The organism is Microbulbifer maximicatervae (SeqCode), assembly GCF_052467825.1.
Genome location: NZ_CP174327.1, coordinates 1,773,998 through 1,789,804 on the forward strand (window position 1 = coordinate 1,773,998; position 15,807 = coordinate 1,789,804).

At 54.6% G+C, this 15,807-nt stretch carries 14 protein-coding genes and 1 tRNA gene; 8 read left to right on the forward strand and 7 right to left on the reverse strand.

Features of this window, described 5'->3' with window-relative positions; all coding sequences use genetic code 11:
- Positions 1–88: 88 nt before the first annotated feature.
- A tRNA-Leu gene (locus tag ACJJII_RS07840) sits at positions 89–175 on the reverse strand.
- Between the two features lie 243 nt (positions 176–418).
- Between ACJJII_RS07840 and rnr the strand changes: the two genes are divergently transcribed.
- Together rnr and rlmB are read left to right on the forward strand one after the other, a co-directional pair.
- Positions 419–3,157, forward strand: coding sequence for a ribonuclease R (gene rnr / locus ACJJII_RS07845; RefSeq protein ID WP_444918838.1), 2,739 nt, complete (start codon positions 419–421; stop codon positions 3,155–3,157).
- A gap of 12 nt (positions 3,158–3,169) precedes the next feature.
- Positions 3,170–3,925 carry a 23S rRNA (guanosine(2251)-2'-O)-methyltransferase RlmB gene (gene rlmB, locus ACJJII_RS07850; protein ID WP_444918839.1) on the forward strand — a complete coding sequence of 252 codons (756 nt, stop codon included), beginning with the start codon at positions 3,170–3,172 and terminating at the stop codon, positions 3,923–3,925.
- A gap of 778 nt (positions 3,926–4,703) precedes the next feature.
- Here the strand turns inward: rlmB and ACJJII_RS07855 are convergent.
- Positions 4,704–5,501 (reverse strand): isocitrate lyase/PEP mutase family protein, encoded by a 798-nt coding sequence (locus ACJJII_RS07855; RefSeq protein ID WP_444918840.1) that lies wholly within the window; start codon positions 5,499–5,501, stop codon positions 4,704–4,706.
- Between the two features lie 223 nt (positions 5,502–5,724).
- Positions 5,725–6,552: an alpha/beta fold hydrolase gene (locus ACJJII_RS07860; protein ID WP_444918841.1), complete on the reverse strand. Its 828-nt coding sequence runs from the start codon at positions 6,550–6,552 to the stop codon at positions 5,725–5,727.
- 307 nt (positions 6,553–6,859) lie between these two features.
- Between ACJJII_RS07860 and rpsF the strand changes: the two genes are divergently transcribed.
- From rpsF to ACJJII_RS07890, 6 genes are all read left to right on the forward strand, one after another.
- The gene (gene rpsF / locus ACJJII_RS07865; protein ID WP_282930240.1) at positions 6,860–7,303 is read left to right on the forward strand and encodes a 30S ribosomal protein S6; all 444 of its coding nucleotides are present in this window, start codon (positions 6,860–6,862) and stop codon (positions 7,301–7,303) included.
- Between the two features lie 12 nt (positions 7,304–7,315).
- Entirely contained in the window at positions 7,316–7,546 is a 231-nt protein-coding gene (gene rpsR / locus ACJJII_RS07870; protein ID WP_108731487.1) for a 30S ribosomal protein S18, read from the forward strand.
- A gap of 43 nt (positions 7,547–7,589) precedes the next feature.
- Positions 7,590–8,432 (forward strand): YybS family protein, encoded by an 843-nt coding sequence (locus tag ACJJII_RS07875; RefSeq protein WP_413664135.1) that lies wholly within the window; start codon positions 7,590–7,592, stop codon positions 8,430–8,432.
- A gap of 36 nt (positions 8,433–8,468) precedes the next feature.
- A complete protein-coding gene (gene rplI / locus ACJJII_RS07880; protein ID WP_282930238.1) occupies positions 8,469–8,915 on the forward strand; it encodes a 50S ribosomal protein L9 in 447 nt (148 codons plus the stop codon).
- Positions 8,916–9,024: 109 nt separating this feature from the next.
- Complete coding sequence (gene dnaB, locus ACJJII_RS07885) at positions 9,025–10,467, forward strand: replicative DNA helicase (RefSeq protein WP_282930237.1); 1,443 nt, start codon at positions 9,025–9,027, stop codon at positions 10,465–10,467.
- A 54-nt stretch (positions 10,468–10,521) separates the two neighbouring features.
- Positions 10,522–11,613, forward strand: coding sequence for a winged helix-turn-helix domain-containing protein (locus tag ACJJII_RS07890; protein ID WP_444918842.1), 1,092 nt, complete (start codon positions 10,522–10,524; stop codon positions 11,611–11,613).
- Here the strand turns inward: ACJJII_RS07890 and ACJJII_RS07895 are convergent.
- The 4 genes from ACJJII_RS07895 to ACJJII_RS07910 form a co-directional block, all read right to left on the reverse strand.
- The gene (locus ACJJII_RS07895) at positions 11,603–12,292 is read right to left on the reverse strand and encodes a DUF6515 family protein (RefSeq protein WP_108735126.1); all 690 of its coding nucleotides are present in this window, start codon (positions 12,290–12,292) and stop codon (positions 11,603–11,605) included. The genes ACJJII_RS07890 and ACJJII_RS07895 overlap by 11 nt on opposite strands.
- A 111-nt stretch (positions 12,293–12,403) precedes the next feature.
- Complete coding sequence (gene speB / locus ACJJII_RS07900; RefSeq protein WP_413664138.1) at positions 12,404–13,276, reverse strand: agmatinase; 873 nt, start codon at positions 13,274–13,276, stop codon at positions 12,404–12,406.
- 63 nt (positions 13,277–13,339) lie between these two features.
- Entirely contained in the window at positions 13,340–14,533 is a 1,194-nt protein-coding gene (gene nspC / locus ACJJII_RS07905) for a carboxynorspermidine decarboxylase (RefSeq protein ID WP_444918843.1), read from the reverse strand.
- A gap of 69 nt (positions 14,534–14,602) precedes the next feature.
- Positions 14,603–15,796, reverse strand: a complete 1,194-nt coding sequence (locus ACJJII_RS07910) for a saccharopine dehydrogenase family protein (RefSeq protein ID WP_444906588.1) — start codon at positions 15,794–15,796, stop codon at positions 14,603–14,605.
- Between the last annotated feature and the right edge of the window lie 11 nt (positions 15,797–15,807).

Genomic DNA, 15,807 nt, shown 5'->3' on the forward strand with positions numbered 1-15,807 from the left:
GTAATCGAAAAGAAGCGGGGTGATCTTGGCAACTGTAAAATCCACAAACGAAAAAAGGCCGACTATTGCGAGTCAGCCTTTTTGGAATTGGTGCCCAGGAGAGGACTTGAACCTCCACGACCGTTAGGTCACTAGCACCTGAAGCTAGCGCGTCTACCAATTCCGCCACCTGGGCAAATCAACGTGTGCTCCGTTGAGGACGCGAACTATAGAGATCTGCCCCCCCTGTGTCAACGGCTGCGTTGCGCTTTTTTCATCATTTTTTTCTTAGGTCGGGAAAATTGGCGAAATCGCTTATAATGCGTCCAATAGCGGCGAATTATTGACCAGAAATCCACCACCAACGCCGCCTTTCTTTATGGCCGGATAATCTCCGGAGGTTGCCAAACTTGGCAACTGCCCAACAACGGATGCTGTTTTGACTCAAAAAAATACCTCAGACCCCTTCAATATTGACCCTCATGCCCAGCGCGAGGCGGAGAAATATGAAAAGCCCGTGCCCAGTCGGGAGTACTTGTTACAAGTTCTTGAGAATCAGGCGGAACCTGTGCCCTGGGAAGCGGTGGCCGATTTACTGGAAATAACCGATGAGGATCGTCGCGAAGGGGTAAGGCGCCGTTTGATCGCCATGTCCCGGGATGGGCAGATTGCAAGTAACCGCGCCGGTGATTTTGGTGTACTGGATAAAATGAGCCTGATACGCGGCCGGGTTATGGGGCACCGGGATGGCTTTGGTTTTGTTATCCCCAGTGATGGTGGCACCGATCTATTTTTATCCCATCGACAGATGCGCAAAGTCTTTGATGGTGATGAAGTTTTAGTGCGGGAAACCCCCGGAGGTTTTCGCGGTAAACGCGAGGGCGCTGTTATCAGGGTGATCAAGCACAATACCGAGCAGCTGGCCGGGCGTTTGTACCGGGAAAACGGCATTTGTTTTGTGCGCCCGGATAATCCGCGCATTAACCTGGATATTATGGTGGCCTCTGAGGACACCGCCGGAGCTGATCACGGCCAGTATGTTGTAGTAAAAATAGTTACCCAACCGGGCCGGGATAAAGTGCCGCAAGGTGAGGTCAGCGAAATTCTCGGTGATCATCTTGCACCGGGTATGGAGATCGATGTTGCTATTCGCAACTACGGAATTCCCCACACCTGGCCCAGTGCACTGACAGCGGAGGTCAATGAAATCGCCGATGAAGTGCTTGAGGATCACAAAAAATCCCGGGTGGATCTTCGCCAGCTGCCGCTGGTTACTATTGATGGTGAAGACGCGCGGGATTTTGATGATGCGGTCTATTGCGAACTTTTACCCGATGGCAATTGGAAATTGCTGGTAGCCATTGCCGACGTTTCCCACTATGTACGTCCGGGTAGTGCGTTGGATGAGGAAGCGCACGGCCGTGGAAACTCGGTTTATTTTCCGGATTTCGTTGTACCCATGTTGCCGGAGAAATTGTCCAACGGCCTTTGCTCCCTAAACCCCGATGTTGATCGGCTGTGTATGGTGTGCGAAATGCACATCAACCGAAGCGGTGAAATTCAGGACTATCGTTTCTTTGAGGCGGTTATGCGCAGCCACGCGCGCCTGACTTACACCCAGGTAGGGCAAATACTCGATGAGCGGGATAACCGCGACAGTGGTGCCCGCAAGCAATTTGCGACCCTTACCCCACACCTGGACAACCTCCACGATCTTTACCAGGCGTTGCGCGAAGCGCGGGAGCGCCGGGGTGCTATTGATTTTGAAACGACTGAGACCCGGATAATATTTGACGCCCAGCGAAAAATTGAGCGGATTATCCCGGTGGTGCGCAACGATGCTCACAAGCTGATCGAAGAGTGTATGCTCGCGGCCAATGTCTGCGCGGCGAGTCTGATGGAGCTATCGGAACTGCCCGCACTCTACCGGGTGCACGATGCACCCAAAGAGGAAAAGCTCAGTAATTTGCGCGAGTACCTGGGTGAATTGGGGCTGCGCCTTCCCGGTGGTGGTGAGCCACAGCCCAAAGATTTCCAGGACCTGATGGAGCAGATCGAGGGTCGTGCAGATGCGCATATTATTCAGGTGATGCTGTTGCGCTCTATGAACCAAGCGGTTTACCAGCCGGAGAATCGCGGACACTTCGGTTTGGATTACCCGGCCTATGCCCATTTCACCTCCCCGATTCGCCGCTATCCGGATTTGCTCCTGCACCGGGCGTTGCGCTGGTTGATACGCAACGGCAGTGCCAACCAAGCTGCGGTGGCAAAAAAAGTTTACTCGGTGCCCGGCGCCAAACCGATTGCACGCGAGCAGATTTTGCCCTACGACATGCCGGCCATGTTGCAACTTGGGGAGCAGTGTTCCCTGACCGAGCGGCGCGCCGACGATGCGACCCGGGATGTGCTCAGCTGGCTAAAATGTGAATACCTGCAGGATCATGTAGGCGAAACCTATTCCGGCGTTATCAGTGCGGTAACCGGCTTTGGATTATTTGTGGAGTTGGATGATCTCTACGTGGAGGGGCTGATTCATGTCACCGCCCTACCCAAAGACTATTACCGCTTTGAGCAGGCGCACCAGCGTCTTATCGGGGAGCGCAGTGGCAAGCGTTACCATTTGGGCGACTCTGTCACCGTGCAGGTTGCACGGGTGGATCTCGAAGAGCGCAAGGTGGATTTCACCTTGAATGAACTGGTCCCACGCGCAAAGCGTGAGTCGAAGAAAAAGAAAGAGAGTACGCGGGTGAGTGCCCGCGCTATGGAAATGGCAGTAGAACATCAGTTGGAACGCGAGCGCCGGGGCCGCGATAAAAAAGAAAAACCCAGCAATACCAGTGCTAACCCCTGGGCCAAGCATACCGAGACCACAGCCAAGTCCTCGCCTTTCCGCAAGCGCAAGGTGGGTTCAGATGAGGCTGTGCCAGTAGAGGCCAGTGTTGAAGCCCCTGTAGCAAAACCGGAAAAAGAGCGGCTCAATAGGCGAGGTGAAGGCGGGCAAGGGGAAGATGCCCAGCCCAAACGCAAGATTAAAAAGCGTACCCCGACACGCAAGGGCGGAAAGCGGCCTGCAGTGGCTGCCCGTAAAGCCGCGCAAAAGGCTGAAAATGCCAAAACCCGTTCGGGTAAACTAAAAAAGAAGAAAAAGATTTCTTCTAGCAGTAAAAAGAAAAAGTGATCGAGGAATAAATTGAGTCAGGAAGTTATTTATGGCCTGCACGCAGTGCAGGCCCTCCTAAAAGGTTCTCCGCAGAATGTATCGGAGCTTCTGTTACTGCGTGGCCGCAAGGATCAGCGCCTGCAAAAAATAATCCAGCAGGCGGAAAAAAATGATATTGCCGTGCGCTTTATTGACCGGCGAGCGCTGGATGAAAAAGTTGAGGATGGCGCTAATCACCAGGGTGTTGTTGCTATCTGTTCTGGCAAAACAAAAGTTCACGATGAAAAATTCCTGTTCGACCTGCTAAAACAACTGGATCAGCGCGGCGAAGCGCCTTTCTTGTTGGTGCTGGATGGCGTGACTGACCCCCACAACCTGGGTGCCTGCCTGCGCTCGGCAGAGGCTGCCGGAGTACATGCGGTGATTGCGCCGAAAGATAAATCCGCCGGACTGACACCAATAGCCCGCAAAGTGGCCTGCGGCGCTGCCGAAGTATTGCCCTTTGTCACCGTGACTAACCTGGCTCGCGCGTTACAGCAGTTGCAGCAGGCGGGAGTGTGGATATATGGTGCAGCCGGTGAGGCGACACAGGATGTATACCAAAGTCAGTTAACCGGCCCTCTGGCGCTGGTTATGGGTGCCGAGGGCAGCGGCTTGCGTCGCCTGACTAGGGAACACTGCGATCATCTGATCAAAATTCCCATGGCGGGAGAGGTAAGCAGCTTAAATGTTTCTGTTGCCACGGGTGTCTGCTTATTTGAGGCCGTGCGTCAGCGCAACGGCTAATAGTTGGTCTATTCTGCGCGTGCCAGGGATGATCTTCACTGGCCGTGCAATCTGGTGGTTATAACAAATCTGGCCTCTATAAAGCTTTCCAAATAACCTCTGGATGGTGATGAAAGTATCTACCATGACTTTTATTGTTAATTGGATTCTGGAGTCGACTTTTTAAGTATCTTTTGATTGGGCACACTTAAATCATTTGAAGTGTTGATGTTTTAATGCGTTTGTTAGCCGCTTCTAATATACCAGTCTGGATTTTCTTTGGTGTCTTTGTGTTACAGCGAATCGGTTAGTTATTCGGAGCCCCTTAGGGCTTTCTTATTAATATTTGCTGAAATAAAAAGCAGCAATTTGACACTACTCTAAAAGTTAAAGTGTCACGGCACTTATATCATAGGTATAGAATGATACTAGGAAAATAATATATTTATGAGAATGAAAATTATTTGTTGGTGGCTGATAGTAGTACCATTTGTTGTCCTGGTAGATTTTGCTAAGTGGACGGGTTGGCAATCGAAGTAAATAATGGTAACTGGCTCTTACCTAATAGATGTAATGGTTTCTTTAAACTCATCAGTTAGGTCGTATAAATATCTACAGATAATTTTCCCCCATTTAAGATTTAGAGAATTGCTCAATATTTAAAATTGCGGTGTTCCCATATTAGGTTGGTGAGCGGAGAATTATTTAGTTCTTTCGAAACTTTGATCCACGGGGTTACTGTAAGTCCTTACAAGCCGGGTATAGAAATACCCGGACATAAAACTTCTTTCCACATCCTTTAAGTAAATGCGGAGTTCATAGTGCCGTAGTCCAACGCCGTGCTAAACAAATTAGTGTCACTTTTAACCGCTGCCAGCTGTTTTAATGATTCGCTTAAATGGCCATAGACAGATTGGAATAAAGCTGGCCCGGTACTAAAGCGCTTTATGCCTGCGGCAAAAAACTCCGATATAGGAGCAATTCCCGGAAGCAGCATAATATTGATTGGCAGGTTGATACCCGTTGCCAAACTCCTTGCCTCCTCAATTGAAGAGAGCCCAGGCACAAAGCCGCAGTCAGCACCGGCACTCTTATAAAGCTCTAACCTCTCTATGCACATATTTACCGCTTTATCACCGCTTGCGAGTGCATTGAGATAAACATCGGTACGGGCATTAATAAAAAGCGGGCGGCCGTTTAGTGCTTGGCGAATAGCGCCGATCTTTTCGCCGAGAGATTCGGGGGTGTCGTTACCATCTTCAATATTGATACCCACTACGCCCAGCTCCATCATTTTACAAGCCAGCTCAGCTACCTGTTCGGGGTTTTGAGAATATCCATCTTCAATATCCACACTCAGAGGTAATGAGGTCACCCGGGCAATCCGCGCGATAGCGTTTAGGTGTTCCTCAACTGGCAGGGCACCGCCATCGGCATAACCCAGTGACCAGGCGACGGCGGCACTGCTGGTACCTACCGCTTGGGCGCCTGTGTTTTGGCAGATTAAAGCGCTGGCAGCATCCCAGGCATTTGGCAGGATCAGTGGGGCGTCAGTTTGGTGCAACTTGGTGAAGGTATTGAATGGGCTGTTGTTCATGGGGATAACCTACTTGAGCGATGTCGTTTGAGTGGTGAATTTACCGCTCAAGAGATTGATTCACTGGCCACAAACGGAACTGAACCGTGAAAACCGGAAAGACAAATAAGATTGTTGGCTGCGATGTGGGAGGGAGGTGGAGCGGGCAGTTTTTATTAATACATGGCTAAGAAAGCTGTGAATTGCTTTCTTGGCCATGCAGGAAAGACAGAAAAAAGGAAAATCAGTTGAGAGCGGGATCTTTATGTAGCCACTGCTGTACTGCCTCAACTACGGGGGCGGGATTCTTGATCCAGCTGAGGTGAGGGTTGCCCTTGGGATAAGTGGATTTCATCTCCCGGGTTTCGCCGCCGACGATCGCCGCTAATTTACGGGCAGCCTGAATAGGGGCGAAGGGGTCGCCGTCCAGCGCAATATGCAGGGTGGGCTGGCTTGTCTTTTCCATTTGCCCAAAGCGATCCTCTGGAGCAAAGCGGCCGCTAAATATGGATCGGGCCCAGTCTTTCATTAGCCTGCGCGCTTCGCGCCAGCCGAATCCCATGCGCGCACCGGGGAAATAACCCAGCAGGCTTGAGGTCACACTGGCAATTGAGGCGAAGAGCAGGATGGCGTACTTGTGCAGGCCACTCCAGCTGCGGTGGTCCACATGGCCGGAGGCGATGCTGACAACCTTGGCGTTACCAGTGAGGCCGGCGCGGGCTGCCAGGGTGCTGGTTTGACCGCCGATACTGTGGCCGAGAATCAGCGCTGGCCCCTGGGGAAATTGCTGTTCCAGCAGTTGGATTAACTGTGGGATAAACGAAAATACCAGATCGTTGTAACCGTAGTCGGCATTTCGGTGGGGGCGCGGCAGGCTCTCCCCGGTGCCGGGCAATTCGCTGATGGCGGTGTTGTAACCGAGCTTTTGCAGTTCTTCCAAGAGCAGGCGGTAGCGGTTGGCCGGTACGCCCATCGCGGGAAGTACCAATACCAGGGGGCCTTCGCCGTTGTGTACTGTGGTTACTGGTACCTGGAAGGCGCCAAATTCTAATTGGTGGGTTTGTTGGGGCATGGTACTTCTCCCTTTAACAGTCCGGCATCATAGGCGAAGCCAGCTTGCCAAACCCATGACCAGACCGCGCAGTGCTGTGTCCCAATCCGCCAAATCTCAGAGACAAGGCGAGTGGCAGGGTAGTCATTTTGATCAACTTGCAACCGGGCAGACGAAGGCATTGGGCTTGATGCAATTGATCAACTTGCAACCAACCCCACAACTGCCTAGAATACGCCGCCCGCAATGGGCCCGGTTTATCCGTGCCCGTTGTACTCCTTGCCTCATCGGACTGTCCGAGAGGCTGATTAACCCGTAAGGAGCTAAAATGCGTCATTACGAAATTGTATTCCTGGTTCACCCGGACCAGAGCGAGCAGGTACCTGGCATGGTGGAGCGCTACACTGCGTCCATCAAGGAGAGCGGTGGACAGGTTCACCGTCTGGAAGACTGGGGCCGTCGCCGTCTGGCTTACCCGATCAACAAGATCCACAAGGCTCACTACATTCTGATGAACGTAGAATGTTCTGAAGAAGCCCTTGAGGAACTGACTACCAACTTCCGTTACAACGATGCGGTTATCCGTAATCTGGTAATTCGTGAAGACGAGGCGATCACTGAAGAGAGCCCGATCATGAAAGCGGAAAAAGAAAGCCGTGAGCGCAAAGCTGCCCGTGCAGAGCGCACCGAGCGTCGCGAGCGCGCCGGAGAAGAGAAAGCTTCTTCCGACGCTGCAGAAGCTTCTTCCGATAACGCTGAAAGCGAAGAGTAAGGGGATTATCAGATGGCACGTTTTTTCCGTCGTCGCAAGTTCTGCCGTTTCACCGCTGAAGGTGTTAAGCGTATCGACTACAAAGATCTCGATACCCTGAAAGCCTACATCTCCGAGACTGGCAAAATTGTTCCAAGCCGTATTACCGGTACCAAAGCCAAGTATCAGCGTCAGCTGGCCTCTGCGGTCAAGCGCGCTCGCTACCTGGCCCTGCTGCCGTACACGGACAGCCACGAAGCCTAAGCCGCAGTTTGCTTAGACTCATTAATAGAGAAGCTATCTAGATATGCGCGCCGTAGCTGAATTTATTATGCGCGGACGCGTCAGGGCGGTAATCCTCACCATGTTGGGGATTCCGCTGATAAGCCCGGCAATTCTCGCTCTGGTGAGTTTGCGCCGAGGCAGCAGTGACGGCCTGATGGTTTTGGCCTGGGCTCTGTTGCCGATTGTCGTTATGGGTATGAGTGGTCATGTACCACCACTGGTGACTGGTATATCCGCAGGCCATTTTGTTGCAGTTTTTTGCGGCGCCATGGCATTGCGCAGCAGTCGCTCCTGGGCCGCTGGCCTGGTGGCTGTAACGGCGGCATCAGCAGCAGGCATATTGCTGACCTCTCTCTTCAGTGGAGGACTGATGCAAGGGTTCTTGCAGGCAGTCGAGAATGCAGCGGAACAGCCCAATACTGTTCCAATGGATGAACTGAAGCAGATATTTTCGGGTGAATTGCAAATTACCGGTTACCTGGGCCTGATATCGGCGATGAGCGCCACATTGGCTCTGGTACTGGGGCGTTACTGGCAGGCCCTGCTGTACAACCCCGGCGGTTTCCGCCAGGAGTTCCACCAGCTGCGCCTGCCCCTGTGGCTGTCAGCGACAAGCATGTTGTTGTGGGTAGTCAGCTTGGTAACCCCAGGCTACGCATTTTGGGGAGCGGTGATTGCGTTCCCGATGGTAGTAGCTGGTATTGCCCTGGTCCACTGGCTGGTTGCCAGTCGCGGTTGGGGAGTAGGTCCCCTGGTGGCGATGTACATCATGCTGGTGATTGGAGGGCTGCCCCTGGCGGGCTTCCTCTGCGGCCTGGCCCTGGTAGATAGCTGGATAGATATTCGCGGACGCTCTTCCAAATAAGCGCGCCCGCACAATACAGAAATTGAGGAAACCGAGATGGAAGTTATTCTGCTCGATAAAGTAGGCAAACTGGGCAACGTGGGTGACCGCGTTGATGTTAAAGCCGGTTTTGGCCGCAATTTCCTGCTGCCGACTGGTAAGGCAATTGCTGCTACCGCCGCAAACATTGCTGAGTTCGAAGCTAAGCGCGCTGAACTGGAAGCCGCTGCTGCCGCTAAGCTGGCTGAAGCTGAGAGCCGCGCTACCAAGCTGGCCGATCTGGTTGTTACCATCGCTGCTAACGCTGGCGACGAAGGCAAGCTGTTCGGTTCTATCGGCACTCGCGATATCGCTGAAGCGATCTCTGCTGGTGGCGTTGAAGTAGCTAAAGCTGAAGTTAAGCTGCCGGAAGGCGCGCTGCGCGAAGTGGGCGAGTACGACGTAGACGTACAGCTGCACTCCGACGTAATTGCTGCAGTTAAAGTCGTTATCGAAGCCGAGTAAGGTTTTGCTGACGAACGGTTGGTGCTTCGGGCGCCAGCCGCGCTACAATCGGGCGCTGCACCCTATCGGGTCCAGCGCCTGTTTTGTTTTTACTATCCAGTAAAGTTCCATGATCGACGAATACGCCGCCCCTGAAGAAGAGATCCACAGCGAAGAGAGTTCACCCCTGCCGCATTCGGTAGAGGCGGAGCAGTCTGTGCTCGGCGGCCTGATGCTGGACCCGGGCCGTATTGATGCCGTTGCCGAACAGCTGAGTGAAGAGGATTTCTTCAGCGCCAGTCACCGCAAGATCTTTGCGGTTATGGGCGAGCTGAGTAATGGCGAACAGCCCCTGGATATCGTTACCCTCGCCGAAGGCCTCGCCAGCCGCGACCTGCTCGGTGAAGTGGGTGGCCCTGCCTACCTGGCGGAATTGGCCGAAAACACTCCCTCCGCAGCGAATATCGTCGCCTACGCTAAGATCGTGCGTGAGCGCTCCATGCTGCGCCAGTTGATCGCCGCCGCCGGTGAGATCAGCCGCACCAGTTTTAATCCCGGTGGCCTTGCCTCCGCCGACCTGCTGCAGATGGCTGAGCGCCGCGTGGCGGAAATCGCCGAGGGGCGCGCCAAAGAGGGCGGCTTTGTCGGCGTGGATACCCTGCTGAAAAAGACCGTCGAGCGTATCGATGAGCTGTTCAAGACCGAGGGTGATATCACCGGTATCAGCACCGGTCTGACCGAACTGGACCAGCGCACCTCCGGCTGGCAGCCGGGCGAACTGGTTATTCTCGCCGCACGTCCCTCCATGGGTAAGACCGCACTGGCATTGAATTTTATCGAGAGCGCCATGCTCTGCCAGGAGAGCCCGACTCTGGTCTTCAGTATGGAGATGCCCTCGGACAGCCTGGTGATGCGGATGTTGTCCTCTATTGGTCGTATCGACCAGGGGCGCATCAGGAACGGCAAGCTGCAGGAAGAGGATTGGCCCAAGCTATCCAGCGCCGTGCAGAAGATGAAGGGCAAGTCCCTGTATATCGACGATACGCCGGCACTGAGTCCCAGCGAGGTGCGCGCGCGTACCAAGCGCACAGTGCGCGATCACATCAACAAATTGATGCGCGAGAACCCCAAGTTAAGCCGCGAAGACGCCGAGGCGAAGAGTATGCCCGCCATGATTATGGTGGACTATTTGCAGCTGATGCAGGTGAAGGGGTCTACTGAGGGCCGCACCCAGGAGATCTCCGAGATCTCCCGCTCTCTCAAGGCGCTGGCGAAAGAATACGAATGCCCGGTGATTGCCCTGTCGCAGCTCAACCGGGGAGTAGAACAGCGCCCCAACAAACGGCCGATGAACTCGGACCTGCGGGAATCCGGGGCGATCGAGCAGGATGCTGACGTGATCCTGTTTATCTACCGCGATGAATACTATAACGAGGACAGCCCGGATAAAGGGATGGCCGAGTTGATTATCGGCAAGCAGCGTAACGGTGAGATTGGCACCTGCCGCGCAGCGTTTGTAGGCAAATACACTCGCTTCGATAATCTGGCGCCGGAATACTACCAGGGCGAATAAGCCTTTCTGCTAGGTTCGCGGCTGTCGAATATCCGAGCCTAGGGGAGCCACCTCTTGTTATCCGAACAAAAGATCCGCGCACTGGTGCTGCAACGCCAATTTATCCACAGCTCCTGGACTGAAGGATTGCCGGGGTTGTTGCAACATCTTGGCGCCCTACAGTTGGATGCTATCCAGCGAATTACCCGGGCCCATCACCACCAGCTCTACAATCGCCTGCCCCGTTACCGCGAGTCACACCTGGCTAAAGCTGAAGAGCGCCGCGAAATTTTCGAGTACTGGTCCCACGCCGCTGCCTACCTGCCAATGGCCCACTACCCCTATGCGCGGGTGCGTATGGATCGTATCCGCGCCGGTCAGCGCCACTGGTTTGAAAAGAATGCCAAGCTGTGTCGCTATGTTCTCGATCGTGTGCGAGAGGAGGGTGCCCTGCGGGCCAGTGATTTTGTGCGCACCAAGAGTGGATGGTGGGAGTGGTCCGATGAAAAGAAAGCCCTGGAGCAGTTGTTTCATGAAGGTGAGCTGATGGTCAGCCACCGGGAGGGCTTTCAAAAAGTCTTCGATCTCCCGGAGCGGATACTGCCAGCAAAAATCTCGACCAATGCCGCCTCGGAAATTGAGCATGGTAGCCATCTGGTGCGCACTTTTCTGGGGTGTCAGGGGATTGGCCGAGCGGAGGAAATTGCTTACCTGCGCAGGGACGACAAACCCCTTATCCAGCTGGCAATTAAGCGCATGTTGGCAACCGGTGAGCTCACTCAGTGGGGGAAAGAGCTGATGCTCACCGAGCATCTGGACTGGGAGCCGGTACGACCATCGCGCAAAGTGCGCCTGTTATCCCCATTCGACCCAGTGATATTGCAGCGCAAACGCCTGCGCCGGCTGTTTGATTTTGAATATCAATTGGAATGCTATGTACCGGCGGCCAAGCGCCGCTATGGCTATTTTTGCCTGCCGATTTTATACGGCGATCAATTCGTGGGGCAGGTGGATTTGAAGGCTGATCGGGATGCGGGTGTATTGCGGGTAGAGGCCCTGCACTGGGACAAGAAACCCGGTGTCTCGCTGGAGGCGAGTTACCACCGGGCTCTGGGGCAGTTTGCCCGCTTTCACGGGCTGGAAAGCGAAGCCGCGCTTACAGCTTGACGACTACGTAGACTTCCTGGCCATCGCGCTGGGTCGGCATAAAGTAATTGCCGCCATAGCGGTAGTACTGGATGCCATTGATAATTTCAGCGGCATAGCCATTGGGTAGGGTTTCCACCACTTGTCCGGGCTGGAAGCCCTGCGGGCCAGGGTCCGGGGTTGCAGGCACAGTAGCGGGAGCTGCTGCCGTTGCAACAGGAACGGCTACAGCCGGCGCAGGCGCTGGAACAACGGCTACGGGTGCTGGAGCTACAGCCACTGCAGGTGGTGCTACCACGACATAAGTTCGGGTAGCCGGGTGCCACTGATAGTAGGCATCGGCGTACTGGTAATAAGTAATTCCGCCCACATGGACTCTGACAGCACTAGTTGGCAGGGTGACTACCGAGGCGCCCAGAGGGGCAGCGACAACGACGTAACCACGGGGACCGTGGCGGTAGAAGTGCCCGCCATGGTAGTAAAAAGGACGTCCGCCAACTGCCACACGCACATGGCCAACGGGTAGTACGGGCGCAACAAATCCGATCGAAACACGTGGTCCGCGATAAACACCGCCACGGTGGTGGTGGCGATGATCTCCCCCGCGCTCATAACCGCGCGCATCGGCCGGTGGGCTAAAGGCAAAAGCGGCCAGCGCCAGGAACGCACTGGCGCCAATTACGACATTCAGTTTATTCACAGTCTCTCCAGCGAAGTGATTACTCACATTTGACATACTAACCCTTATCCTGACATTAAAGACAGGTTAATTGGTTAAGAATTGTCAAAGTGCCGGAGGCTGGATCAGTGGTCAGCGGTTGCGCTGGATGATTCCCATCAGCTTGTACATCAGCTGTGCAGCGGCAAAGTCATAGGCGTGAAAGCCCTCGATCGGCGCAAATTCCAGCAGATCGAAGCCAATTATCTCTCTTTGTCGCGCAACAGATTCGAATAAGTTGAGGGTCTGGTACCAACCGAGACCGCCGGGTACCGGGGTGCCGGTGGAAGGGAAGACCGATGGATCCATACCGTCCACATCCAGTGTAAAGAAGACTTTCTTGGGGAAATTCTCCGGTAACTGGAATTCCTGCACGTTGTTGGGCACCAGTTGGTGGGCATCCAGATAGCCCACGTTGTGGTCCTTGCGGGCCTGCACTTCCTCTTCGCAATAGGCGCGGATACCCAGCTGGAACAGGGGGACACCGGCTTCTACCACTAGACGCATCACGCTGGCGTGGCTGTGTTTGTGGCCCTCATAGCGATCGCGAAGGTCGGCGTGGGCATCGATCTGCACCACGCCAAAATCGGTTTCACCGGCGTCCAGTAGCCCTTTGATAATACCCCAGGTCACCGAATGCTCACCGCCGATACCCACCGGCATCTTGCCAAGCGCCAACACTTCTTTGGTGGCGGCGGCGATATTCTCCATCACCTGTTCTGCAGGGCCGGAAACCGAGACCGGCGAGCGGGTGTAGATGCCCAGGTCACAGGGGTTGGAGAAGTTGTCAAAAGTTTCCAGTTGCCAGGATGCTTCCAGGATGGAGGCCGGGCCCTTGCCGGTGCCGCCACCGTAGGAGACGGTTTCCTCATAGGGGATGGGGATAATGTGAAAGAGGGCGTCTTCCGGCTTCGGCTGCTCGATTTCGGAGCCGAGAAAAATGGGGTATTCGTTTTCTGACAACATCTACTGGTCCTCTGGCGGAGGCAATAACTCATTGCCTGCCGCATCTATCTCTATCGGCACTGTTTAGGAGAGGCGTTCCTTAAAATCTTCGTAGCCGAAAGTTTTGATCATCTTCAGGTCGTCGGTATCCGAATTCCACAGGGCGATAGCCGGTAGGGGGATACCGTTAAAAGTATTGGTTTTCACCATGGTGTAGTAGGCCATTTCCTCGAATACCAGTCGCTCGCCAATCCGCAGTGGTTGACTGAAGCTGTATTCGCCGATGCTGTCGCCGGCCAGGCAACTCTGTCCGCCCAGGCGATAGGTGTGGGGTAAGTCACCGGGGCGAGCGGCACCGGTAATTTCCGGTCGGTAGGGCATTTCCAGCACATCGGGCATATGGCAGGTGGCAGAGGCGTCGAGGATGGCTTGGTTTTCACCATTCCAGGCGATATCCACTACCTCAGCCACAAGGACTCCTGCGAACAGGGAGATGGCCTCACCGGGTTCCAGGTAGACCTGTACATTGTGCTTGTCGGAAAAGCTGCGCACCGCTTCGACCAGCTCATCCACCTGGTAATCCCGGCGAGTAATATGGTGGCCGCCGCCGAAATTAATCCACTCCATTTGTGGTATCAGATCGCCAAACTTCTCCTCCACGGCAGCGATTGTGCGCTGCAGAGGTTTGAAATCCTGTTCGCATAACGTGTGGAAGTGCAGGCCGCTGATGCCCTCGAGGGACTCCCCTTCAAACAGCGAGCGCACGATGCCCAGGCGCGAACAAGGGGCGCAGGGGTCGTAGAGATCGGTGTGGCCCTCGGAGTGCTCGGGGTTGATACGCAGGCCAAAACGCAGCTCTGGCCGCTGCTGTTGCATATCCAGGCACAACTCCCGAAAACGCTTCCACTGGGAGAAGGAATTGAAAATTACATGGTGGGCAAATTGCAGTATTTTCCGCAGTTCCTCATCCTTGTAAGCCGCACTGAAGACATGAACTTCCTTGCCTTTGTCGCGACCGCCGTACTCTTCGAACCCCAGTTTGGCTTCGTGCAGGCCACTGGCACAGGTCCCGGATAGATATTCAGCCACGATGGGCCCGGTGCTGAACATGGAAAAGGCCTTGAGCGCTGCCAGTACCTTGGCACCGCTGCGTTCCTGTACATCGGCGAGCAATGCCAAATTATTGCGCAGGGCAATTTCATCGATCACAAAACAGGGAGAGGGAACGCGGTAGGGATCGAAGCTGCCGAAATAGTCAACGGGGGGAGTGAGGTCCATGGTGCGTTATATCCTGGTGCGGCGGGGCGGGCACTGGAGTCCGCCCCGCTAGGTCGGGAAAGAAGCGATTTACTGGAAGGGCTTATCCAACCAGGTTTCCTGCCAGGGCAGGCCGTACTTGTTCAGGTCATCCATAAAGGGATCTGGATCCATCTGCTCCATATTCCAAACGCCGGGCTTCATCCACTTGCCTTCCAGCATCATCTTGGCACCGATCATGGCCGGGACACCGGTGGTGTAGGAGATCGCCTGGGATTGAACTTCCTGGTAGCAGTCCTGGTGGTCGCAGGTGTTGTAGACGTAGTAGATTTTCTCTTCGCCGTCTTTGGTGCCACGGATAATGTTGCCGATGCAGGTCTTGCCCTTGGTCAGCGGGCCGAGGCTGGCGGGGTCTGGCAGCAGCTCTTTAAGGAACTGGATAGGTACAATTTGCTGGCCCTGGAATTCCACCGGCTCAATGCCGGTCATTCCGACGTTTTGCAGAACTTCCAGGTGTTTCAGGTAGCTCTCGCCAAAGGTCATCCAGAAACGCGCGCGCTCAATTTCCGGGAAGTGCTTGGACAGGGATTCCAGCTCTTCGTGGTAGAGCAGGTAGATATCCTTATCGCCAATGCCTTCGGGGAAGTTGAATACGCGTTTCTCTTCCATCGGCTTGGTGGTAACCCACTGGCCATTTTCCCAGTAGCGACCGTTGGCGGTGATCTCGCGGATATTAATTTCCGGGTTGAAGTTGGTGGCGAACGGCAGGCCGTGGTCGCCGGCATTACAGTCGAGGATATCCAGGGTGTGGATACGATCGAAGTGGTGCTTCTTGGCGTAGGCGGTAAATACGCTGGTGACGCCGGGATCGAAGCCGCTGCCCAGCAGTGCCATCAGGCCGGCTTTCTCAAATTTCTCCTGGTAGGCCCACTGCCACTTGTACTCGAACTTGGCCTCTTCCGGCGGCTCGTAATTGGCGGTATCCAGGTAGTGCACGCCGGTTTCCAGGCAGGCATCCATAATGTGCAGATCCTGGTAGGGCAGGGCCACATTGATGACCAGGTCCGGCTTCACTTTTTCGATCAGCTTTACCAATTCAGGCACATTGTCCGCATCTACTTCAGCGGTGTCGATTTTGCGCGGCAGCATAGCGGCAATCTTGTCGCACTTGCTTTTGGTGCGGCTTGCCAGGGTGATATTTTCAAATACCTCAGCAACCTGTGCGCACTTGTGCGCAACCACCTGGCCGACACCGCCGGCGCCGATGATCAGTACGTTGGCCATAAAGATCTCCT